This is a genomic window from Cellulosimicrobium sp. GQ32 (genome assembly GCF_059758455.1).
In genome coordinates this window covers 82,980-105,355 of sequence record NZ_JCAXEP010000007.1, presented here as the reverse complement: position 1 = coordinate 105,355, position 22,376 = coordinate 82,980, and the positions used below count along the sequence as shown (strand labels likewise).

At 75.2% G+C, this 22,376-nt stretch carries 18 protein-coding genes; 3 read left to right on the top strand and 15 right to left on the bottom strand.

Annotated features, from left to right (window positions below):
* Window positions 1-10: 10 nt before the first annotated feature.
* The 7 genes from dapB to AC6CH9_RS13045 form a co-directional block, all read right to left on the bottom strand.
* The gene (dapB, locus tag AC6CH9_RS13075; protein WP_498155375.1) at window positions 11-766 is read right to left on the bottom strand and encodes a 4-hydroxy-tetrahydrodipicolinate reductase; all 756 of its coding nucleotides are present in this window, start codon (window positions 764-766) and stop codon (window positions 11-13) included.
* Between the two features lie 207 nt (window positions 767-973).
* Window positions 974-2,305, bottom strand: a complete 1,332-nt coding sequence (locus tag AC6CH9_RS13070; RefSeq protein WP_047232677.1) for a M16 family metallopeptidase — start codon at window positions 2,303-2,305, stop codon at window positions 974-976.
* Window position 2,306: 1 nt separating this feature from the next.
* Window positions 2,307-4,544: a polyribonucleotide nucleotidyltransferase gene (locus AC6CH9_RS13065; protein ID WP_498155273.1), complete on the bottom strand. Its 2,238-nt coding sequence runs from the start codon at window positions 4,542-4,544 to the stop codon at window positions 2,307-2,309.
* Window positions 4,545-4,856: 312 nt separating this feature from the next.
* Window positions 4,857-5,126 carry a 30S ribosomal protein S15 gene (gene rpsO, locus AC6CH9_RS13060; RefSeq protein ID WP_021479897.1) on the bottom strand — a complete coding sequence of 90 codons (270 nt, stop codon included), beginning with the start codon at window positions 5,124-5,126 and terminating at the stop codon, window positions 4,857-4,859.
* A 180-nt stretch (window positions 5,127-5,306) separates the two neighbouring features.
* Window positions 5,307-7,274, bottom strand: a complete 1,968-nt coding sequence (locus tag AC6CH9_RS13055) for a peroxidase family protein (RefSeq protein WP_498155272.1) — start codon at window positions 7,272-7,274, stop codon at window positions 5,307-5,309.
* Window positions 7,275-7,509: 235 nt separating this feature from the next.
* A complete protein-coding gene (locus AC6CH9_RS13050) occupies window positions 7,510-8,151 on the bottom strand; it encodes a response regulator transcription factor (protein ID WP_498155271.1) in 642 nt (213 codons plus the stop codon).
* Window positions 8,148-9,473, bottom strand: a complete 1,326-nt coding sequence (locus AC6CH9_RS13045) for a sensor histidine kinase (RefSeq protein WP_498155270.1) — start codon at window positions 9,471-9,473, stop codon at window positions 8,148-8,150. Before AC6CH9_RS13045 ends, AC6CH9_RS13050 begins: the two co-directional genes overlap by 4 nt.
* Window positions 9,474-9,690: 217 nt before the next feature.
* On the opposite strand from AC6CH9_RS13045, the gene AC6CH9_RS13040 reads away from it, so the two are divergent.
* Together AC6CH9_RS13040 and AC6CH9_RS13035 are read left to right on the top strand one after the other, a co-directional pair.
* On the top strand, window positions 9,691-10,809 hold the full coding sequence (locus AC6CH9_RS13040) for an ABC transporter permease (protein WP_498155269.1): 1,119 nt from the start codon (window positions 9,691-9,693) through the stop codon (window positions 10,807-10,809).
* Between the two features lie 76 nt (window positions 10,810-10,885).
* A complete protein-coding gene (locus tag AC6CH9_RS13035; RefSeq protein WP_498155268.1) occupies window positions 10,886-11,638 on the top strand; it encodes an ABC transporter ATP-binding protein in 753 nt (250 codons plus the stop codon).
* 24 nt (window positions 11,639-11,662) lie between these two features.
* Here AC6CH9_RS13035 and AC6CH9_RS13030 read toward each other — a convergent pair whose 3' ends face one another.
* From AC6CH9_RS13030 to AC6CH9_RS13010, 5 genes are all read right to left on the bottom strand, one after another.
* Window positions 11,663-13,192 (bottom strand): DUF6297 family protein, encoded by a 1,530-nt coding sequence (locus tag AC6CH9_RS13030; RefSeq protein WP_498155267.1) that lies wholly within the window; start codon window positions 13,190-13,192, stop codon window positions 11,663-11,665.
* A 77-nt stretch (window positions 13,193-13,269) separates the two neighbouring features.
* On the bottom strand, window positions 13,270-13,974 hold the full coding sequence (locus AC6CH9_RS13025) for an ABC transporter ATP-binding protein (protein WP_498155266.1): 705 nt from the start codon (window positions 13,972-13,974) through the stop codon (window positions 13,270-13,272).
* Between the two features lie 2 nt (window positions 13,975-13,976).
* A complete protein-coding gene (locus tag AC6CH9_RS13020) occupies window positions 13,977-15,011 on the bottom strand; it encodes a bifunctional riboflavin kinase/FAD synthetase (protein WP_498155265.1) in 1,035 nt (344 codons plus the stop codon).
* A gap of 106 nt (window positions 15,012-15,117) precedes the next feature.
* Entirely contained in the window at window positions 15,118-16,098 is a 981-nt protein-coding gene (gene truB, locus AC6CH9_RS13015; protein ID WP_498155264.1) for a tRNA pseudouridine(55) synthase TruB, read from the bottom strand.
* The gene (locus AC6CH9_RS13010) at window positions 16,095-16,685 is read right to left on the bottom strand and encodes a TetR/AcrR family transcriptional regulator (RefSeq protein ID WP_498155263.1); all 591 of its coding nucleotides are present in this window, start codon (window positions 16,683-16,685) and stop codon (window positions 16,095-16,097) included. Before AC6CH9_RS13010 ends, truB begins: the two co-directional genes overlap by 4 nt.
* Window positions 16,686-16,766: 81 nt before the next feature.
* On the opposite strand from AC6CH9_RS13010, the gene AC6CH9_RS13005 reads away from it, so the two are divergent.
* A complete protein-coding gene (locus AC6CH9_RS13005) occupies window positions 16,767-18,299 on the top strand; it encodes an MFS transporter (protein WP_498155262.1) in 1,533 nt (510 codons plus the stop codon).
* Between the two features lie 118 nt (window positions 18,300-18,417).
* Here the strand turns inward: AC6CH9_RS13005 and rbfA are convergent, their stop codons facing one another.
* The 3 genes from rbfA to AC6CH9_RS12990 all read right to left on the bottom strand — a co-directional run bounded on the left by rbfA (window position 18,418) and on the right by AC6CH9_RS12990 (window position 22,349).
* Window positions 18,418-18,858 carry a 30S ribosome-binding factor RbfA gene (gene rbfA / locus AC6CH9_RS13000; RefSeq protein ID WP_498155261.1) on the bottom strand — a complete coding sequence of 147 codons (441 nt, stop codon included), beginning with the start codon at window positions 18,856-18,858 and terminating at the stop codon, window positions 18,418-18,420.
* Window positions 18,859-18,997: 139 nt separating this feature from the next.
* Window positions 18,998-21,871: a translation initiation factor IF-2 gene (gene infB, locus AC6CH9_RS12995; RefSeq protein ID WP_498155260.1), complete on the bottom strand. Its 2,874-nt coding sequence runs from the start codon at window positions 21,869-21,871 to the stop codon at window positions 18,998-19,000.
* Window positions 21,872-22,025: 154 nt separating this feature from the next.
* The gene (locus tag AC6CH9_RS12990) at window positions 22,026-22,349 is read right to left on the bottom strand and encodes a YlxR family protein (protein ID WP_047232667.1); all 324 of its coding nucleotides are present in this window, start codon (window positions 22,347-22,349) and stop codon (window positions 22,026-22,028) included.
* Window positions 22,350-22,376: the final 27 nt, after the last annotated feature.

Here is a 22,376-nt window from a genome sequence, read left to right as displayed (position 1 = left end):
TCGGGCGCGCTCACGCCAGGTCCAGCACGTTCTCGAGCCCGACGGTCAGGCCCGGCCGGCCGACGACCTCGCGGACGGCGAGCAGGACGCCCGGCATGAAGGAGACGCGGTCGAACGAGTCCTGCCGGATGACGAGCTGCTCACCCGTGTTGCCGAACAGGATCTCCTCGTGCGCGACGAGGCCGCGCAGGCGCACCGCGTGCACGCGCACGCCGTCGACGTCGGCGCCGCGCGCCTCCCAGCCCGTCTCCGTCGCGTCGGGGCTCGGCGCGACGCCCGCGTCGGCGCGCGCCGCGGCGATCGCCGCGGCAGTGTGTCGCGCCGTGCCGGACGGCGCGTCGACCTTGTCCGGGTGGTGCAGCTCGATCACCTCGGCCGACTCGAAGTACCGCGCGGCCTTGGCGGCGAACGTCATCGCGAGGACGGCGGACAGACCGAAGTTGGGTGCGATGAGCACGCCCAGCCCGGGCGCGCCTGCGGCGGCGGCGCGACCGAGGTGCGCGACGACGCGCCCGCGGCTCTCCTCCGTCCAGCCCGTGGTCCCGACGACGGCGTGCACGCCCGCGTCGATCAGCGCGTGGACGTTGGCTTCGGTCGCCGACGGGACGGTGAAGTCGACGGCGACGTCCGCGCCGCCGAGCGTCGAGGCGGCGACCTCGTCGCCCGCGTCGAGGCGGGCGACGAGCTCGAGGTCCGGCGCGCCCTCGACCGCGGCGCAGACGGTCGCGCCCATGCGCCCGGCGGCACCCAGGACGGCGACCCGCAGCGGGCTACCCGGCTCGTTGCCGGGGGCGGTCGGGGCGGGATCGGGCGCGGGGATGCTCTGGTCGCTCACGCCCGTCACCCTATCGCCGGTGCGCGGGCAGACCGGTGCCGCGTCCGCCTCCCCGGGCAGTGGGTCTGCCCACAGCACGACGGCGGCCGCCCTCCGTGAGGAGGACGGCCGCCGTGAGACGCCGTGGGAGGCGAGAGATCAGCCGCCGAACGGTCCGACGCGCACGACGGACCGTGGTCGCGAGGCGAGCTCGCCGGCCAGCTTCTGCACGTCGTCGGCCGTGACCGAGCGGACCGCGTCGAGCGACTCCTCGACGCTCAGGAGCTCGCCGTAGACGAGCTCGGCCTTGCCGAGCCGGCTCATGCGCGAGCCGGAGTCCTCGAGCCCGAGCACCATGCCGCCGGAGAGCTGGCCGATGCTGCGGTCGAGCTCCGCGCCGGTGATGCCGTCGTCCGCGAGCCGGTCGAGCTCGGAGTGGAGCAGGGCCGTGACCTCGTCGACCTTCGACGGCGCGCACCCGGCGTAGAGGCCGAAGGTGCCGATGCCGCCGTGGCCGGACGCGAACGAGTACGTCGAGTACGCGAGGCCGCGCTTCTCGCGGATCTCCTGGAACAGGCGCGAGCTCATGCCGCCGCCCAGCACCGCGCTCAGCACGGAGAGCGTGAAGCGGCGGTCGTCGGTCGCGGACAGGCCCGTTCCGCCGATGACGACGTTCGCCTGCTCCACGGCCCGGTGCACCGACAGCTCGACGCCCGCCGTCCCGACGCCCGCGAGGGCGGGGTCGGCCGGGTCGCGCCGCGCGCGCGGTGCGCTGCCCGCGTCGAGCGACCAGCCGCCGTCGAGCAGCGCCTGGCCCACCTGGGCGACCAGCGTGTCGTGGTCGACGCCGCCCGCCGCCGCGACGACGAGCGTCTCGGGGCGGTAGTGCCAGCGGTAGTGCTCCCAGACGGCGTCGCGCGGGACCGCGTTGATCGTGTCCGGGGTGCCGCCGATGGGGCGGCCGAGCGCGTGGCCGCCGAGCACGGCTGCCGCGAACTCCTCGTGCACGACGTCCGAGGGGTCGTCGTCGTTCATGGCGAGCTCTTCGAGGATCACGCCGCGCTCGGTCTCGAGCTCGTCGGGGTCCAGGCGCGCGGACGTCACCATGTCGGCGATGACGTCGACCGCCATGGGCAGGTCGGCGTCGAGCACGCGCGCGTAGTAGCACGTGTGCTCCTTGCCGGTCGCGGCGTTGGCCTCGCCGCCGACGGCGTCGAACGCCTCGGCGATGTCCATCGCCGAGCGGCGCGCGGTGCCCTTGAACAGCAGGTGCTCGAGGAAGTGCGTCGAGCCGAAGTGGCCGTCGGTCTCGTCGCGCGAGCCGACGCCGACCCACGCGCCCATCGTCGCCGAGCGCAGGCCCGGCATGGACTCGGTGAGCACGCGGACCCCGCCGGGCAGGACGGAGCGACGGATCGTCGCGCCGTCCTGCCCGGCGGTCAGCTCGGCCCCGGCGTCACCCGCCGGGACGAGCGGGAGGTCCCAGGGCACGTCAGGCGTCCGCGCCCTCGGTCGCGGGAGCGTCGGCCGGAGCCTCCTCCTCGACCACCGCGTGCAGCGAGAGCTTGCCGCGCGGGTCGATCTCACCGATCTCGACCTGGACCTTCTGGCCGATGGACAGCACGTCCTCGACGTTCTCGACGCGCTTGCCGCCCACGAGCTTGCGGATCTGGCTGATGTGCAGCAGACCGTCCTTGCCCGGGGAGAGCGAGATGAACGCGCCGAACGACGTCGTCTTGACGACCGTGCCGACGAAGCGCTCGCCGATCTCGGGGACGTGCGGGTTGGCGATCGCGTTGATCGCCGCGCGGGCGGCCTCGGCCGACGGGCCGTCGGTGGCGCCGATGTACACGGTGCCGTCGTCCTCGATGGAGATGTCCGCGCCCGTCTCCTCCTGGATCTGGTTGATCATCTTGCCCTTGGGGCCGATGACCTCGCCGATCTTGTCGACCGGCACCTTCACCGAGATGACGCGCGGGGCGTTCGGGGACATCTCGTCGGGCACGTCGATGGCCTCGGCGAGGACGTCGAGGATCGTCAGGCGCGCGTCGCGCGCCTGGGTCAGCGCACCGGCGAGCACCGAGGCGGGGATGCCGTCGAGCTTGGTGTCGAGCTGGATGGCCGTGACGAACTCGCGCGTGCCGGCGACCTTGAAGTCCATGTCGCCGAACGCGTCCTCGGCCCCGAGGATGTCGGTGAGCGCCGCGTAGCGGGTCTCACCGTCCACCGTGTCGGAGATGAGGCCCATCGCGATGCCCGCGACGGGGGCGCGCAGCGGCACGCCCGCGTTGAGGAGCGACAGCGTCGAGGCGCACACGGAGCCCATGGACGTCGAGCCGTTGGAGCCGAGGGCCTCGGACACCTGACGGATCGCGTACGGGAACTCCTCGCGGCTCGGGAGCACCGGCACGAGCGCACGCTCGGCGAGCGCGCCGTGGCCGATCTCGCGGCGCTTGGGGCTGCCCACGCGGCCGGTCTCGCCGGTCGAGTAGGGCGGGAAGTTGTAGTTGTGCATGTAGCGCTTGCGCGTCTCCGGACCGAGCGAGTCGATCTGCTGCTCCATGCGGAGCATGTTCAGCGTGGTGACGCCCATGATCTGCGTCTCGCCACGCTCGAAGAGCGCGGAGCCGTGCACGCGCGGCAGCACCTCGACCTCGGCCGACAGGGTGCGGATGTCCGCGAGCCCACGACCGTCGATGCGCACGCCGTCGGTGAGCACGCGCTGGCGCACGAGCTTCTTCTGGAGCGCGCGGTACGCGGCGGAGAGCTCCTTCTCGCGGCCAGCAAAGGCACCGGAGCCGGCCTCCGTCAGACTCCCCACCATCTCGTTCTTGATCTCGTCGAGACGGTTCTCGCGGTCCTGCTTGTCCGCGATGGCGAGCGCCTCGCGCAGGTCCGCCGCGACCTCGGCCTCGACCGCGGCGAACGCGTCGTCCTGGTAGTCCAGGAAGACCGGGTACTCCTTGACCGGCTTCGCGGCCTGGGCCGCGAGCGCCGACTGCGCGTCGCACAGAGCCTTGATGAAGGGCTTGGCCGCCTCGATGCCCTCGGCGACGACCTCCTCGGTCGGCGCGGCGACGCCCTCGTCCTTGACGAGGCCCCAGGCGCCGTCGGTGGCCTCGGCCTCGATCATCGCGATCGCGACGTCGTCGCCGACGACGCGACCGGCCACGACCATGTCGAAGACCGCGCGCTCCTTGTCGGAGTACTTGGGGAACGCGACCCACTGGCCGTCGACCAGCGCGATGCGGACCGCGCCGACCGGGCCGGAGAACGGCAGGCCGGAGATCTGGGTCGACGCCGACGCGGCGTTGATCGCGAGCGTGTCGTACGCGTCGTCCGGGTGGAGCGCGAGGACCGTGATGACGACCTGGACCTCGTTGCGCAGGCCCTTGACGAAGAGCGGGCGCAGCGGGCGGTCGATGAGGCGGCACGCGAGGATCGCGTCCGTCGAGGGACGGCCCTCGCGGCGGAAGAACGAGCCGGGGATGCGGCCCGCGGCGTACATGCGCTCCTCGACGTCCACCGTCAGCGGGAAGAAGTCGAACTGGTCCTTGGGGTGCTTGCCGGCCGTCGTGGCCGACAGGAGCATGGTCTCGTCGTCGAGGTACGCGGCGACGGAGCCGGCGGCCTGACGGGCGAGGCGCCCGGTCTCGAACCGGACGGTGCGGGTGCCGAAGCGACCGTTGTCGATCGTGGCCTCGGCGAACTGGATCTCGGGACCCTCCACGGGTGCCCTCCCTTTCTCGAAGCGCCGCCCGGGTAGCCCCTGTCGAGGGTTCCGGTCCGCGCCCCGGCGCGCGTGGCGCGGGGGCTCCGGTCGCACTCGACGCTCGGCGGTCTTCGATCGAGGTCCACGGCGGTTCCCGCACCGGTCCGTACGAGACGGGGCCGTGGGGGTCCGTGAGCCACTACCGAGGACCGAACGAGAGGCCGGCGGCGCGGTGTGGGTGGTGTCGGCTGAAGGTGTCAGCCGGGGTGTGACAGGTACATCACACCAGACCAGCCCGGTCCCCGCAGGGACCGGGCTGGCGGTGTCGTGTCAGCGACGCAGACCGAGGCGCTCGATGAGGCTGCGGTAGCGGTTGATGTCGACCTTCTGCAGGTAGCCGAGCAGGCGACGGCGCTGGCCGACGAGGAGGAGCAGACCACGACGGCTGTGGTGGTCGTGCTTGTGCTCCTTGAGGTGCTCGGTGAGGTCCTTGATGCGCTGCGTGAGGAGCGCGACCTGGACCTCGGGCGAACCGGTGTCGCCCTCGCTCGTCGCGTACTCGGTCATGATGCGCTGCTTCGTGGCAGTGTCGAGCGGCACGGTTCTCCTTCGGGTTCGTTGCGCGGTGCGCCGGGGACGGTTCTCCCGGGCTCTCTGGATCCGCGGCCGGTCAGACGGCGCATCCATCGTACCAGCGCGCGACCGCACCGCTGGCGACGGGCGGTGCGGCAGCCGTCCGGACGCACCTGCGCCGCAGGGCGGCCGCACCGCCCGCAGCGCTCAGGCCCCGTCGTGCCCGGCCGTCCCGTCGCCGCGGAACCGGCCCGCCGCGTCGGGCAGCACACCCGCGAACCGGAGCAGGTCCGGCAGGGTGAGGACGAGGGACCCGTCCTCGAAGTGCACGCCCTGCGCCGGCGTCCAGTGGTTGCTCGCGCGGACGTACGACGTGTCGTCCTGGCGCAGCAGGTACACGAACGTCTCCGCGAGCACGCGGCTGCCGACCTCGCCGAGGAAGCTCCCGTTGCCCTGGAGCTCGGCCTCCTTGAGGACGTAGTACCACAGCGGGGTGCCGCCGTGGTCGCCGTCGCGCAGGGCCGCGAGCGCCTGCTTCACGTCGTCGCCGGCCCGGTCCTCGAGCTGGGCCGGGGTGAGCGGGGTGACGCCGAGCGCCGTGGCGACGGCCTCGCCCGTGGGCAGCGCCAGCATGTAGCCGCGCAGCAGGTTGCGCTGCGCGAGCTGCTTCTGGAGCGCGCTCGCCACGAGCTGGGCCGGCGTGTGCGCAGGCGGCTCGGGCGGCAGGTTCCCCTCCTTCACGAGGTCGCCGAGGCTCGGCGCGAGGAACGTGTCGATCTTCTCCGCGGCCCGGAACGGCGAGGGGTCGCCCTTGTCCACGAAGCGGGCCCACTCGATCGGCCAGTTGGACGGCAGCGCGGGGTCGCCCGCCGGCCCGGGGCGCAGGCTGCCGCCGTTGCCCGTGAACTGGAAGAGCTGGACCAGGCTCGCGTTCCGGGGCGGCGGCCCCGTGAAGTTGACGTTGTAGTCGTACGAGTCCCGGATCATCGAGTGCCCGAACCGGAACGCCGCGACGGCGAACTCGAGGGGCATCGAGACCGGGTAGCGGGGCCGGAAGAACGACGTGTCGCGCAGGAGCGTCGCGTCGAGCACCCCCGGCTTGGTGAGGGTGCGCAGGTAGTCGTTGACCACGAGCCACTGGTAGTGCCAGCGCACGAGCTGGCTCGCGCGCTCGAAGACGCCGCGCTCCCCGCCCGTGAGCCGCGTCCACGGCTCGACGTCGTCCACCCAGTCCACGACGGCGTTGTGGAAGCGGATCATCGCGAGGTGGAACTGGGCGACGACGAGGTTCTCGTCGTTGCGCCCGTCCGGGACGAGCGGTGCGCCCTGCGCGTCGCGCGGCAGGTCGCGCTGGGCGTCGCCGCCGGGTTCGACGAGCGAGAACGACGGCCCGCCCGGGATCACGAGCGGCTCGGTCGAGATGCGACCGAGCCGGAGCTTGGCGGACCCCGGGACGTAGGACGCCTCGCTGCGGGTGGTCCGGTAGCCGCGCTCCCCCGCGAACACGGGCCCGCTCCCGTAGAGCGAGTCGAGGTTGAGCGCGGGGTGCCGCCCGTTGTGGAGCGAGCGCACGACGACGCGCGGCGCGAAGACCTGGAACGGCACGGCGTCGACGTCGCCGAGCGCCTGGTCGCCGTCCCGGCCGGCCGTCGTGTCCGGGCCGTTCGTGTTGAGCGTGATGTCGTGGTCGACGAACTGGCCCCAGTACGTGTACACCGCCGGCACGTGGGAGTTGAGGTCCCGCGGTGGCTGCCCGGGCGGGGTGACCGGTCGGGCGACCATGGACGCGCCGAGTGCCTTGAGCGCCTCGACGGTGCCCGTCGTCACGCCGTCGCCGACCGGCAGGTGGAACGCGGGGAAGCTCTCCGCGAGCTCCGGGAACAGGTAGTCGAACGCGGTCGTGGAGTCGTAGCGGTGGAGCTCGTGGTCCCGGGCGACCGCGGCCTCGGCCGCGGGCAGGAGCGGGGCGTTCGACTCCGCGGGGTCCACGTCCGCGTGCGCGTCCGTGTCGAGCACGGCGTCGTCGGGTGCGACGGCCGCGCCGTGACCGACGCTCCGGACGGTCCGGCCGACGGGGGTCGACGCCTGGTCGACCGCGTCGGGGGCGACGTCGTCGACCACCGTCTCGGCGATGGTGTCGGCGCCCGGTGTCGCCGCGTGCTGCTGAGCCTCCATGGCTCTGCCTCTCTGTGGGAGGTCGTCGTGCGGCCCGCGCGGGCGGGCCACCGGACGCCCCCGCGGGCGCTCGCGCTCGCGCAGGGGCGTGTGCGACCGCCCCCTGGACTGCGGCCCGGGGATCGCGCGGCCGCGACGGACGCCGTGCACGACGGCGCCGCTCACCCGGAGGGAGGGACCGCACCCGGTCCCGTGACACGTGGCGGACGCCGGCGGACTCACCGCCCGGCGCCCGCTACCCGCGCAGGAGGCCGCGCCGTCGGGCCTCGGCGACCGCCGCGGTGCGCGACGGCGCGCCGAGCTTGTCGTAGACGTGCACGAGGTGGGTCTTCACGGTCGCGCGCGAGAGGAACAGCGCGTGCGCGATCTCGTCGTTGGTGCGTCCCTCGGCGACGAGCGCGAGCACCTCGAGCTCGCGCGCGGTGAGCGCCGTGCCGGGGCTGCGCAGGCGCCCGAGCAGGCGCCGCTGGACGGCCGGACCGAGCGCGACCTCGCCCGCCGCGGCGGCGCGCACGGCGGCCACGAGCTCGTGCGTCGGCGCGTCCTTGAGGAGGTAGCCGCGAGCGCCCGCCTCGACCGCCGCCAGGATGTCGGCGTCGGCGTCGTAGGTCGTCACGACGAGCACGGCCGGGCCGTCGGTCGCGACGATCTCCCGGACCGCGTCGACCCCTCCGAGCCGGCCGGGTCCGAACTGGAGGTCGAGCAGCACGACGTCGGCCTGCAGCCCGCCGCGGAGCCGCGCGAGGAGCTCCTCGGCCGAGCCGACCTCGGCGACGACCCGCACGTCCGGCTCGGCCTCGAGCACCGCGCGCAGGCCCGTGCGGACGACCGGGTGGTCGTCCGCGAGGACGACGTCGACGACGGCGGGACCGGTCATCGCCCCTCCTCGTCCTCGGCGGGTGCCAGCGGCACCCAGGCTGCGACCGCGGTGCCCGCGCCCGGCGCGGACTCCACGGACAGCGTGCCACCGAGCTCGGCGAGCCGCGCACGCATCGCCACGAGGCCGAACCCTCCCGACGGCCCCGGCACGTCCTCGGAGCGGCCGGAGAGGCCGTCGGGGTCGAAGCCGCGCCCGTCGTCGACCACGTCGAGGGCGACGGCCTCCTCCCCCGGCGCGACACCGGCCAGGAAGCTCAGCGTGACCGCGACGCGCGACGCGTCCGCGTGCTGCTCCACGTTGGCGAGCGCGGACTGGGCGACGCGCAGCAGCGCCGCCTCGACGTCCGTCGGCAGCGCCACGGGGTCGCCGCTCACCTGCACGACGACGTCCGGACCTCCGTCCCCGTGCGCCGCGATGCGGGACGCCGTGCGCGCCGAGGTACGGCGCAGCGCGTCGACGAGGTTCGACGACGCGAGGTCGGCGGGCGCGAGCGCACGCACCACGCGGCGCGCCTCGGCGAGGTTGTGCCGCGCGACGTCCCGCGTCTGCTCGACGTACCCGCGCGCGGTGACCACGTCGCCGTCGTCGAGCGCGGTCTGCGCGGCGCGCAGGAGCAGCTCGGCCGAGGAGAAGCCCTGGGCGAGCGTGTCGTGGATCTCGCGTGCGAGGCGTTCGCGCTCGCCCGCGACGGCGCGCTCGCGCTCGGCCGTCGCGAGCTCGTCGCGCGCACGGACGAGCTCGTCGAGCGTGCGCTGGCGCTCCTGCGACTCCCGCACGACCGCCTCGAGCGCGAGCACGACGACGACCGCGACGGCCCCGCCGATCGCGGGACCCAGCACGAACGGCAGCGCGAGGACGTTCCCGGTGATCGCGACCATGACCGCGACCACGAGGAGCACGATCACGCCGACGGCGACCGGGCCGCGCCGCGGGCCGAGCACGTGCATCGCGACGAACATGAGCGGGAACGCGACCCACACCGCCGTGACCGAGGTGAGGCACAGCGCGACCCACAGCACGACGAGCCCGGTCACCCACGCGCCCGCGGGCCACCAGGCACCCCGGGGCGCTCCGACGTCGTCCGGGAGCGGCAGGCGGCGCCGGCCCAGCACGTAGAGCGCGAGCAGCGCGGCGCACAGCACGACGGCGACGACGCCCCGCGCCGTGCCCGCCGTGGCAAGGGCACCGGCGAGCGACAGAGCGAGCAGACCGACGAGGAGGACGTCCAGGCCGCGACGCAGCCACCGGGTGGCCGCAGGCACGACGCGCGCACCGTGCCCGGCGGGCACGGCGGGGGTGAAGGCCGCGGCAGGGATCACGGCGACACCCTAGCCACGCCGTCCCGGCCCGGCATCGTCCGAACGGTCGATGCCGAGCTCCACCCCGCGGCGACGCAGGACCGACCGCTGCGGCGATCCGGGGCGCGCCCTGCCGCGAGACCGTGGACGGGACGTCGGGACGCCCACGGCGCGACCTGTTCGCGCTCGCCGCGCGGCGGCCCGCCACCTGCACCCACCGACCCAGGAGGTCCTTCGCGTGTTCCTCGCCCTGCGCGACCTGCGCCACGCCCGCGGGCGCTTCGCGCTCATGATCACGGTCGTCGCGCTCATCACGTTCCTCGTCGCGTTCCTCGCGGCGCTCACCGCCGGGCTCGGTCGCGCGAGCACGTCGGCCGTGACGGAGCTGCCCGTCGACCGCCTCGCCTTCGCGCCGCCGGCCGAGGGCGCCTCGCCGACCTTCACCGAGTCCGAGGTCACGGCCGACCAGCAGGATGCGTGGACCGACGTCCCCGGCGTCCGGTCCGCGGAGCCGCTCGGCGTCGCGACCGTGCGCGCGTCCGGCGAGAGCACGGCCGCCGTCACCGCGTTCGGCGTCCGGCCGGGCTCCGGCCTGGTCCCAGGGGCGGACGACGGGGGCGCCGACGTCTCCGCCGGGACGGTCGTGCTCTCGCGCGGCGCCGCCGACGCGCTGGGCGCGGACGTCGACGACCAGGTCGGAGCCGGTCCGCTCGACCTGCGCGTCGCCGCGGTCGAGGACGTCGAGGCCGACTTCGCCCACACGCCCGTCGTCTGGGTCTCCCTCGACGACTGGCAGACGGTCGGCGCGCGCGGCGGCGCCGCGGGCGACGCGCAGGACGGCCCGACCGCGACCGTCGTCGCGCTCCGGTTCGGCGACGACCCGCCGACGGCGGGCGCGCTCGCCGCGGCCGACGCGGAGCTCGGGACCGTCACCGCGACGCCGCGCGAGGCGCGCTCGGCCATCTCCTCGTTCACCGCCGAGAACCTCTCGCTGACGCTCATGCAGGTGTTCCTCCTCGCCATCTCCGCGCTCGTCGTCGGCGCGTTCTTCACGGTCTGGACCATCCAGCGCGCCGGAGACGTCGCCGTGCTGCGGGCGCTGGGCGCCTCGACGCGCTATCTCCTGCGCGACGCGATCGGGCAGGCGGGCGTCGTGCTCGGCGTCGGCGTCGGGCTCGGCACGGCGCTCGCGGCCGGGGCCGGCCTGCTCGCGGCACGCGTCATGCCCGTCGTCGTCGACCTCTCGACGACGCTCGTCCCCGCCGTCGTGCTCGTCGCGCTCGGCGGGCTCGGGGCGGTGCTCGCCGTGACGCGCGTCGCGCGCGTGGACCCGCACGCCGCCCTCGCCGCGCGCTGACCCGCGTCCGGCCACCCTCGGCCCCACCCGAGACCGTCCCCCGACATCCCCAGACCCGAGACCCCAGGAGCACCCCGTGGACCTCACGCTCGACCGTATCCGCCTCGCCTACCCCGACGGCGACGGCGTCCTCGTCGCCGTGGACGACGTCACGCTCACCGTGCCGTCGGGCACCACCACGGCGCTGCTCGGCCCCTCCGGTGCCGGCAAGTCCAGCCTGCTCGCCGTGGCCGCGACCCTCACACCGCCCACGTCCGGCGTCGTGCGGGTCGGTCATGACGTCGTCAGCGCGCCGGTCGACGCGCCCGACGACGCCACCGGTGCGCCGCGGGCCGGTCGCGGGTCCCGCCGTCGGGCGCGGCGTGCCGCCGACCGGGCGGCGGCCCTGCGCCGCGAGCGCATCGGGATCGTGTTCCAGCAGCCGCAGCTCGTGGCGTCCCTCACCGTGCTCGAGCAGCTCGAGCTCATGAGCCACCTGCGCGGCCGACCCGCCGCGTCACGCCGCGCGCACGCGCTCGCCCTGCTCGACGCGGTGGGCGTCGCGGACCGCGCGGACCGCCGGCCGGAGCACCTCTCGGGCGGCCAGCGCCAGCGGGTGGCGATCGCACGGGCCCTCATGAACGACCCGCAGGTGCTCCTCGTCGACGAGCCCACGTCGGCGCTCGACCACGAGCGCGGCGTGCAGGTCGTGGAGCTCGTCGTGCGGCTCGCGCGCGAGCTCGACGCCGCGACGCTGCTCGTCACGCACGACGAGGCGACCCTCGACCCGGTCGACGCCCGCGCGCACCTGGCGGACGGCCGGCTCGTCGAGGCCCCGGTCGTCGCCTGACGTCTCCCCGGCCGGCGACCGCGGTCAGCGCGCCGCGCGCACGTGGGTCGCGACCGCGAGCGCCACCGCCGCCGCGAGCGCCTGCGCGACGACCGCACCCCAGCCGGGAGCGCCGACGAGGAGCGCCACGCCCAGCGGCACCGCACCGAGGACCGCGACGTCCGGTCCCTTGCGCAGCACCGCGGCGGCGCCCGTGGGCAGTCCGCCCGCGGGCGTCGCGAGCAGCGGGCCGCCCCAGTTGGGCGGCTCGCGGTACGCGCTGCGCACGGCGGCCGCGCCGTGCACGACGGCTGTGAGCGCGCCGAGCGCGACCCACCGCGCGTCTCCCGTCCCGACGACCAGCGGCGCCGAGCCCGCGAGGAGGCACACGGTGGCCGTGAGCGTGGGGACGACGGCGCGCGCGAGCCGGGTCCAGCGCGCGGCGAGCGGGACGAGGGAGTCGACGACGGGCGCCATCTCCGCGGTGCGCGCCCCCTCGGCGCCGAGCACCGCGGCGCCGAGGCCCGCCACGACCAGCACCGCGAAGAGGCCGAACCCCGAGCCGAGGCCCGGAACCTGCTGGGCGACGACCGTCAGCGCGCCGAGGCCGACGAGCTGCGCGAGGACGGACGGGCTGCGCCCGAGGAGGACGAGGTCGGCCGTCACGACCGCGCCGAACGCGCCGCGCACCGCGCCGAACCGGCGCGGTCGCCGGACGCGCACCCGGGCAGCCCCGGCACGACGCAGGGCGCGGCCGAGGTCGCGCGTGTCGAACGAGAGCACGGCGCCGCCCACCTGGTCCGCGACCGAGCTCTGCGCGCGCAGGACGGTCGCGCCGAGCGACTCCAGCCCGCGCCACCAGCGCAGCACGAGCACCGCGGCGACCGCGAGGAGCCCGACCGCGACGAGCGGCGGCGCGGCGAGCGCAGGCAGCCCGGAACGGCCTGCGACGACGAGCACGAGGCCCGCGACCGGCACGGCCGCGACGGCGACGTCGCTCGCGCGGGCGAGCGCCGCCGCCGCGCGGGGCGACGGCTGGACGAGGCCGGCGACCGAGACGAGCAGGAGGCCGAGGGCGCCGCCCGTGAGCACGCCCCGCAGCGCCGGGCCGGCGTCGAGCCCCGCGGCGATCGCGACGACGGCCGTCCCGACCGCGCCGACGACCCCGCCGAGCAGCACCGCTCGCACGAACGACGGCGCGACGAGCCCACGCCGGTCTGCCGGGGTGGGGACCCACCAGCGGACTCCCCCGCTGCCCGCGCCCACCGGACCCAGGCGCACGGCCGTCCCCGCGAGGAACGCGAGCAGCGCGGCAGTCCCGAGCGCCTGGATCCCGCCCGGACCGAGCACCCGCTCGGAGCCGGTCGCGGCGCCGGTGTCCAGCGACGAGCGCAACATGGTGGCCAGGCCCACCACCCAGACCGTCGCGAGCGCGACGGAGACGACGGCGTAGGCGACGTCGACGACGATCTCGCCCGGACCGGCGTCGGCCCGCGCCGCCGCGGCGCGCGCCGTCAGGCGCCGCAGCTCACGGCCGGTGAGCAGCTCGTCGGGGTCGGTGCGCAGCCCGTCCACCGCGCCGTCGGGACCGTCGTCGCGACTCGCGCGGCGAGTCTCCCCGGGACGTTCGTCGGGGTGCGCGCCGGTCACCGTCAGCGCACCGCCAGGAGCGCGTCGTGCGCGTCCGCGGGATCCAGGGCGACGCACGCGTCGTCGCCGACGAGCAGGCCACGGGCGCCGGTCCGCGCGACGAGGTCGGGGTCGTGCGTCGCGAGGACCACGGCGACGCCGCTGCGCGCGTCGTCGACGAGCAGGCGCGCGAGTCGTTCGCGCATGCCGGGGTCGAGGCGCTGCTCGGGCTCGTCGAGCACGAGCAGCTCACGGGGCCGCACGAATCCGGAGGCGAGGAGGAAGCGGCGACGCTGGCCCGACGAGAGCGCCGACGGCAGCGACGCGGCCTGCTGCGCGATGCCGAACCGGTCCAGGAGCGCGTCCACGGCCGCCCCCGCGCCGACCACGCCGTGCCCGCGCGCGACGAGGACGAGGTGCTCGCGCACCGTGAGCGCGGGGAAGAACGCGTCGTCGTCGAGCACGCCCGCGACGCGCGCGCGGAAGTCCCGCTCGCGCTCGTCGACCGCACGGCCGAACGCCCGCACGGCCCCGCCGAGCGCGGGCTGGAGGCCCAGCACCGTGCGCAGGAGCGTCGACTTCCCGCTGCCGTTCGCGCCGATGACGACGACCAGCTCGCCCGGCTGCACGGTGAGGTCCACCGGGGCGCACACGGCGACGTCCGCGTAGCCGACGCGCAGCGCGCGCGCCTCGAGCACCGGGGCAGGTGCCGGGGTCGGGGCCACCACGGTCAGGCCCCCGGGGTCGTCGCGACCGGCTTCCCGTCCGCGCCGGCGAGGATCTCGCGGGCGCGGGCGACGTCGTCGTGCATCTGCGCGACCAGCGGCTCGATGCCGTCGAAGCGCAGCGTCGGGCGCAGGCGCTCGACCAGCTCGAGGACCACGTCCTCGTCGTACAGGTCGAGGTCGGCGCGGTCGAGGACGTACGCCTCGACCCGGCGCTCGAGGCCGTCGAACGTCGGGTTGGTGCCGATCGAGATCGCGGCCGGGAGGCGGACGTCGGCGTGCTCGGGGTCGGCGCCCGCGAGCTGTGGCCGCTCCAGCCACCCCGCGTACACGCCGTCGGCCGGGACCATGCCGCTGATCGAGCCGAGGTTCGCCGTCGGGAAGCCGAGCTCGCGGCCCCGGGCGTCGCCGTGCACGACCGTGCCGCGCACGCGGTGCGGCCGGCCGAGGATGCGCGCTGCCTCGCGCACGTCGCCCGCCGCGAGCAGGGCCCGCACGCCCGTGGAGGACCAGCGCACCTGCGAGTCCCCCGGCGCGGCCTCGTCCGTGACGGGCACGCCCTGGTGCTGCCCGACGTCGTCGATCGCCACGACCTCGAAGCCGAACCGCGACCCGAGCTCGACCATGGTCTCGATCGTCCCGGCGTTGTCGCGGCCGAAGCGCACGTCGTGCCCCACGACGACGGTCCCGACCCGGAGCCCGTCGACGAGGTACGTGCGCACGAACTCCTCCGGGGTCTGGCGCGCGAACTCGAGCGTGTACTCCACGAGGAGGACGGCGTCCAGGCCCGTCGCCGCGAGCAGCTCGACCCGGTCGGCGATGCCCGTGATGAGCTCCGGTGCGCTCTCGGGGCGGTGCACGACCGCCGGGTGCGGGTGGAACGTCACGGCGACCGCCCGCGCGTCGCGCGCGCGGGCGAGGTCGACGATCCGCCCGAGCACCTGGGCGTGGCCACGGTGGACGCCGTCGAAGTTGCCGATCGTCACGACCGACGGGCCGAAACCCGGGGGAACCTGGCTCAGGTCCGTCCACAGGTGCACGCGAGAACTCCTCCGGTGAGGGGGTGGGTCGGGCGCGCCGGCGGGGAGTCGTCGGCGCCGCTGGACAAGACTGCCACGCCCCGGCCCCGACGCCGAACCGAGGGCGTCAGGCGGGCGCCAGGACGAGCACGGGCCTCGCGAGGTCGGCGCCGCCGCGGCGCGTGTCCTCGACGAGGGCGACGAGCTCGCCGGCCGGGGAGATCGCCGCCGTGGTCCCGGGCGCCCCGGTCCCGGGGATCCACTGCCCGTACGACAGCGCCGTGGCCTCCTGCGCCGTGAGGTCGCGCACGGGGAACGTCGCGCGCGCGGCCTCGGCGAGCGGCAGCGTCGCGAGGACGCCGTCGCGGTCGGCCTGTGCCTCCAGCTCCTCCAGCGTCGAGGCGACGTCGAGCCCGTACCCGCCGACGCGCGTACGCCGCAGGGCCGTAAGGTGCCCGCCGACGCCGAGCGCAGCGCCGAGGTCGCGCGCGAGCGCGCGCACGTACGTGCCCGACGACACGGTCACGGCGACGTCCACGTCCAGGACGGGAGGCGCGCCCTCGGGCGTCTCCCCCGCCCCCACCGGGCGCACGTCGAGGACCTCGAACCGCGAGACGACGACGGGGCGCGCCGCGAGCGCGACCTCCTCGCCCGCGCGGGCGCGGGCGTAGGCGCGCTTCCCGTCGACCTTGATCGCGCTCACCGTGCTCGGCACCTGGAGGATCTCGCCCGTGAGGTCGGCGATCGCGCGGTCGAGGTCGGCGCGCCCGACGCCGGACGCGTCCGCGGACGCGACGAGCTCACCCTCGGCGTCGTCGGTCGTCGTGCTCGCGCCGAGCCGGATCGTCGCGTCGTAGTCCTTGTCCGCGCCGACGACGTACGTGAGGAGCTTCGTCGCCCGGCCGACCCCGAGCACGAGCACGCCCGTCGCCAGGGGGTCGAGCGTGCCGGCGTGCCCGACCTTGCGCGTGCCGGCGAGCCGGCGCCCGCGGCCGACGACGTCGTGGCTCGTCCAGCCCCCCGGCTTGTCGACGACGACCAGGCCGTCGGGCGCCGTCGGGCGACGTGGTGCCTGGTCGCGCTGACGCTCGGTGCGTGCCGCGGTCATCGGGTCGCCTCCGTCGCCGCGCGGCCGGGGCCGTCCGTCGGGTCGACCGTGCACCGGACGAGCACCGCGAGCGCCGGGTCGTCGTCGGCGTGGGACGGGGCCTCGACGGCGAACAGCGTGTTGAGCAGCATCCCGCGCGCCACGAAGTCGCGCGCCTCCTCGTCGCTCGCGCCGGCGCGCGTGCGGTAGAGGTCGAAGGCCTGCGCCAGCACTGCGCGCGCCCGGGTGCCGAGCACCGGGTCGGCGCCGAGCACGAACCCGTGCATGAGGACGCGGAGCTGGTCCGGGTCGGCGATGAGCCGCGTGTACGCCTCGCCCATCGCGGCCTTGGCGTCCGGGCCGGGCGGGACGGCCTCGAACCGCGCGACGATCTCGCTCGCGACGCGGTCGAACACCTCGCGGAACAGCTCCTCCTTGGTCCCGAACAGCCGCACCACGTACGGCTGGGACACGTGCGCGGCCCGCGCGACCTGGTCCGTGCTGGTGCCTGCGTAGCCGCCCTCGGCGAACACCGCGGTGGCGGCGTCGAGGATCTGCTCGCGGCGCTCGTCGCGCGTCATGCGCCGGGCAGGCGCTTCGGAACTCATGGTTGACAGGTTATCAGTCGATTACTAGCGTCGGTCAGGTAGTAATCAATCAATGCTTACCTCTGCCTCGGAGGCACGACCATGCCACTCCCCTCGACCGAACCCCCGGCCACCGCCACGACCGACCACCTGCCCGACGACCTGCCCGACGGTCCGCCCCGCGCCCGCACGACCGTCGCGGACGCGCCGGAGCGGCGCCCGCCCGCCCCACGGGAACCCGGCCACACCCCGGAGCCCACGGCACGGCGCGCGCGCCCCGTCGCCCTCGCGCTCGTCGCCGCGTCGCTGCCCATGTTCATGGCGACGCTCGACAACCTCGTCGTCACCGGGGCGCTCCCCGTGATCTCGGAGGCGCTCCGGCCGACCGTCGAGCAGCTCCAGTGGTTCGTCAACGCGTACACGCTCGCGTTCGCGACCCTCATGCTGCCCGCGGCCGCGCTCGGCGACCGCCTCGGCCGCCGCCGGGTGTTCGTCGGCGGGATCGCCCTCTTCACGCTCGCGTCGGCGGCCGCCGCCCTCGCGGACACCCCCGCCGCGCTCGTCGCGGCCCGCGCCGTCCAGGGCGCCGGAGCCGCCGCGATCTTCCCGCTGTCGCTCACGCTGCTCGTCGGCGCCGTCCCGGCCGCCCGGCGCGCGCTCGCAATCGGGGTCTGGGGCGGCGTGTCCGGCCTCGGCATCGCGCTCGGCCCGCTCGTCGGCGGCGCCGTCGTCGAGGGCCTGAGCTGGCAGGCGATCTTCTGGCTCAACGTCCCGGTCGCCGTCGTCGCCGTGCCGCTCGTCCTCGCGGCGCTGCGCGAGTCGTTCGGGCGCCGGCAGCCGTTCGACGTGCCGGGGCTGCTCCTCGCGGGCGGCGGCGTCCTGCTCGCCGTGTGGGGGATCGTCGACGCCGAGCGACGCGGCTGGGACTCGGCCGCCACGATCGCGACCCTCGCCGCCGCGGCCGCCCTCCTCGTGCTCTTCGTCGTCCAGGAGGCCCGCACCGCGCACCCGCTCGTCCCGCTGCGCCTGTTCCGCTCGAGGAGCTTCAGCGCGGCCAACGTCGCGAGCCTCGCGTTCGCCGTCGGGATGTTCGGCGCGGTCTTCCTGCTCACGCAGTTCCTCCAGGTGGGCCAGGGCTACTCCCCCCTCGAGGCGGGGGTGCGGACCCTGCCCTGGACCGCCGCTCCCATGGTCGTCGCACCCCTCGCGGGTGCGCTCGCGTCCCGCGTCGGCGTGCGTCCCCTCGTCGCCTCCGGCCTCGCCCTCCAGACGGTCGCGCTCGGCTGGATGGCCTACCTCGTGGACGCGGACCCGACCGTCTACGGTGCGCTCGTGCCGGCGTTCGTGCTCGCCGGCGTCGGCACGGGTCTCACCTTCGCGCCCGTCGCGACCGCGGTGCTCGCCGAGGTCGCGGACACCGACCACGCGACGGCGAGCAGCGTCAACGCGACGCTGCGGGAGGTCGGCGTCGCGCTCGGCGTCGCGGTGCTGACCGCCGTCTTCCTCGCCGCGGGTGGCGCGCTGACGCCGGCCGCCTTCGCGACCGGGCTGGTACCTGCCCTCGCCGTCGGTGCCGCCGTGCTGGCGGTCGCCACCGCAGCCGCGCTCTTCCTCCCCCGGGGCACGGGTCGCTGACCACGCCCGCCGGGCGAGGGCTCTCTGTCGCCCGGTCCGTCCGTCGGAACGACCGAGGGCCGGTGGCGGCACGCGTCGCGTGTCGCCACCGGCCCTCGGCGCGGTGCGAGATCGGAGGTCAGCGCTCGGCCGACTCCTCGTCCTCGGCCGTGCGGTACGGGTCCGCGTCCCCGGCGAAGGCCTTGCCCTCGCGCAGGGCGGCGAGCTCGGCGTCGCGACGACGCGCCTCGACGAGCGCGGCGTCGAGGTGCGCCGCCGTCTCGGGGACGGAGTCGAGGTGGAACTCGATCGTCGGCGTCAGGCGGATCCCCGTCTGCTTGCCGACCTCGGACCGGATGAGGCCTTTCGCGCTCTCCAGCGCAGCGGCCGTCCCGGCCCGCTCCTCGTCGGTGCCGTACACGGTGTAGAACACGGACGCGTTCTGCAGGTCACCGGTGACGCGCACGTCCGTCACCGTGACGAACCCGAGACGCGGGTCCTTGATCCGCGTGTCGAGCAGCTGCGCGACGATCTCCTTGATGCGGTCGGCGAGCTTCCTCGCCCGAGGGTGATCGACCATGGCTTCTTCCTTTCGTGCCGAGCGTTCCGGCTACGGTCCCGACGACCGTACGCCGAACGGCCCCCGTCGGCCGGGCGGGACGGGAGACGAACGCCCGGGGGCGGCCACGAACCGTGACCGCCCCCGGGCGTGACGAGCGTCAGGAACGCGGCTTCTCCCGCATCTCGAACGTCTCGATGGTGTCGCCGACCTGGAGGTCGTTGAACGAGCCCAGTCCGATACCGCACTCGAAGCCCTCGCGGACCTCGGTGGCGTCGTCCTTGAACCGCTTGAGCGACTCGACCGTGAGGTTGTCCCCCACGACCTTGCCGTCGCGCAGGACGCGCGCCTTGGCGTTGCGGCGGATCTCGCCCGACCGGACGATCGAACCGGCGATGTTGCCGAACTTCGAGGAGCGGAAGATCTCGCGGATCTCGGCCGTGCCCAGCTGGGCCTCCTCGTACTCCGGCTTGAGCATGCCCTTGAGCGCGGCCTCCACGTCCTCGATCGCCTGGTAGATGATCGAGTAGAAGCGGACGTCGACGCCCTCGCGCTCGGCCAGGTCCTCGACGCGCTCGCCGTACTTCACGTTGAAGCCGATGATGATCGCGTTGTCGACGGTCGCGAGGTTGACGTCGTTCTGCGTGATCGCACCGACACCGCGGTGGATGACGCGCAGCTCGACCTCGTCGCCCACGTCGATCTTGAGCAGCGCGTCCTCGAGGGCCTCGACGGCACCCGACACGTCGCCCTTGAGGACGAGGTTGAGGGTCTCGACCTTGCCCTGCTGGAGCGCCTGCGTGAAGTCCTCGAGGCTGATGCGCTTGCGGCGCTTGGCCAGGAGGGCTGCGCGCTCGGCAGCCTCGCGCTTCTCGGCGATCTGGCGGGCCGTGCGCTCGTCGGGCGCCACGAGGAACGTGTCGCCCGCGCTCGGCACGGACGCGAGCCCCAGCACGAGGACCGGACGGGCGGGGCCAGCCTCGGTCACGGCGTTGCCGTGCTCGTCGAACATCGCCCGGACACGGCCGTGGGCCGTGCCGGCGACGATCGCGTCACCGACGCGCAGCGTGCCGGACTGGACCAGGACGGTCGCGACGGCGCCGCGGCCCTTGTCGAGGTTCGCCTCGATGGCGACACCGCGCGCGTCCTTGTCCGGGTTCGCGCGCAGGTCGAGCGAGGCGTCGGCCGTGAGCAGGACGGCCTCGAGGAGGTCGTCGATGCCCATGTTCTGCTTGGCCGACACGTCGACGAACATGGTGTCGCCGCCGTACTCCTCGGCGACCAGGTTGTACTCGGTGAGCTGCTGGCGGATCTTGGCGGGGTTGGCCCCCTCCTTGTCCACCTTGTTGACCGCGACCACGATCGGCACGTTCGCCGCCTGGGCGTGGTTCAGCGCCTCGATGGTCTGCGGCATCACACCGTCGTCCGCGGCCACGACGAGGATCGCGATGTCCGTCACCTGCGCACCGCGGGCACGCATGGCGGTGAACGCCTCGTGACCCGGGGTGTCGATGAAGGTGATGGCACGCTCGGTGCCCTCGTGCTCGTGACGCACCTGGTACGCACCGATGTGCTGGGTGATGCCGCCGGCCTCGCCCGCGACGACGTCCGTCTGGCGGATCGCGTCGAGGAGCTTGGTCTTTCCGTGGTCGACGTGACCCATGACGGTGACGACCGGCGGACGAGCCGTGAGCTCGTCGTCGCCCTCGGCCTCGAGCTCCGCGTCCAGGTCGATGTCGAAGGACCCGAGCAGCTCGCGGTCCTCCTCCTCGGCCGAGACCATCTCGATGACGTAGCCGAGCTCGGCCGCGAGCGTGCCGAACGTGTCCTCGTCGAGCGACTGGGTCGCGGTCGCCATCTCACCGAGGTGGAACAGCACCGTGACGAGGCTCGCGGGGTTCGCGTCGATCTTGTCGGCAAAGTCGTTGAGCGACGAGCCGTGACGCAGGCGGACGACGGTCTTGCCGTTGCCGCGGGGAACCTGCACGCCGCCGAGCGACGGCGCCTGCATCTGCTCGAACTCCTGGCGCTTCGCGCGCTTCGACTTGCGGCCACGGACCGGACGTCCGCCGGCGCGCCCGAAGGCACCCTGCGTGGAACCACGACCCGCGCCGCCACGGCCGCCACCACCGGGGCGACCGGCGAAGCCGCCGCCACCACCGGGGGCGCCACCGCCGCCGGGGCGACCGGCGAAGCCGCCGCCACCACCGCGACCGCCGCCGCCACCACCGGGACGACCGCCGGGAGCAGGACGCTCACCGGGGCGACCGATCGAGGTGCGACCGGGCATCATGCCCGGGTTCGGGCGCGGGCCGCCGGGGCGCGGAGCGGGACGGGGACCACCCGGACGGGGGCCGCCCGGACGCTCGCCGGACGCCGCCGCGGCACCCTCGGTGCGCTCGGGACGCGAACCGGGCCGGGGCATGCCCTGGCTCGGCGCGAACGGGTTGTTGCCCGGGCGCGGGGCACCCGGACGCGGTCCGCCGCCCTGCCGGGGCATGCCCTGGCTGGTGGCGAACGGGTTGTTGCCCGGGCGCGGGGCGCCGGGACGAGCGCCCGAGCCACCCGGACGGGGAGCAGGCGCGTTGGTGCCGCCACCCGGCTTGGGCGTGGCGGTGGGCTTCTGGGCCGGCGCGGGGCGCTCGGCCGCGGGGGCCTGGGGCGCCGGTGCCTTCGGTGCCGGCGCCGCGGGTGCCGGAGCCTGGGGCCCCTTCGCGGGCTCGGCCTTCGCCGGGGCGGGTGCCGCCGGCTGGGGCGCGGGCGCCTCCGCCTGGGGTGCGGCCGGAGCGGCCTTCACCTCGGGCTTCGGGGCCGGCTTGGGCGCGGCCGGACGCGCGGGGGCGGGTGCCGCCGCGGGCTTGCTCGCGCCGCCGCCCCCGGCGGGGAAGGCGTCGCGCAGCTTGCGGACCACCGGTGGCTCGATGGTCGAGGATGCCGAGCGGACGAACTCACCGAGCTCCGTCAGCTTGGTCATGATGGTCTTGCTCTCCACCCCGAGCTCCTTCGCGAGCTCGTAGACGCGGACCTTTGCCACAACTCTCCTGTCTCGGCCCGCCCCGGACAGGGAGGACCGTCGTTAGTGCTGGGTGCTCATCGCTGGGTACTCATCGGGTGCCCATCGGCTTCTAACCCGCTTCCTTGTCGACGTGTCGTGCAGTGCGGCCCCGGGAGGGGCCGTGACGCATGGCTCAGACCTGCTCTCCCGGCGGCGCCTCGATCGCGGTGCGGACCGCGGCGAGGTCGAGGGGCCCGGCGACGCGCAGGGCCCGCGGGACGGCCCGCCGGCGTTCCGCCGTCTCGAGGCACCGGGTCGACGCGTGGAGCCACGCACCGCGACCCGGCAGCGACCGTCCGGCGTCCACCACGAGCCGGGGCTCGTCGGTGCTCGCACCGGACCGGTCGAGGACCAGACGGAGGAGAGCTGACCTCAGGTCGCGCTCCCGGCATCCGACGCACGTGCGGACAGGACCCGAGCCCGTGTCGACGGGGCGGGTCGTGGTGTCCGGGGGCATGGTCGAGGTGCGGGCGCGCGGCCCGGT

Bases quoted from the DNA above. Each gene is read 5' to 3' on its own strand.
- rbfA (WP_498155261.1), bottom strand. From the start codon at position 18,858: ATGGTCGATCACCCTCGGGCGAGGAAGCTCGCCGACCGCATCAAGGAG.
- AC6CH9_RS12990 (WP_047232667.1), bottom strand. From the start codon at position 22,349: ATGCCCCCGGACACCACGACCCGCCCCGTCGACACGGGCTCGGGTCCT.
- AC6CH9_RS13010 (WP_498155263.1), bottom strand. From the start codon at position 16,685: ATGAGTTCCGAAGCGCCTGCCCGGCGCATGACGCGCGACGAGCGCCGC.
- AC6CH9_RS13050 (WP_498155271.1), bottom strand. From the start codon at position 8,151: ATGACCGGTCCCGCCGTCGTCGACGTCGTCCTCGCGGACGACCACCCG.
- truB (WP_498155264.1), bottom strand. From the start codon at position 16,098: ATGACCGCGGCACGCACCGAGCGTCAGCGCGACCAGGCACCACGTCGC.
- AC6CH9_RS13005 (WP_498155262.1), top strand. From the start codon at position 16,767: ATGCCACTCCCCTCGACCGAACCCCCGGCCACCGCCACGACCGACCAC.
- AC6CH9_RS13055 (WP_498155272.1), bottom strand. From the start codon at position 7,274: ATGGAGGCTCAGCAGCACGCGGCGACACCGGGCGCCGACACCATCGCC.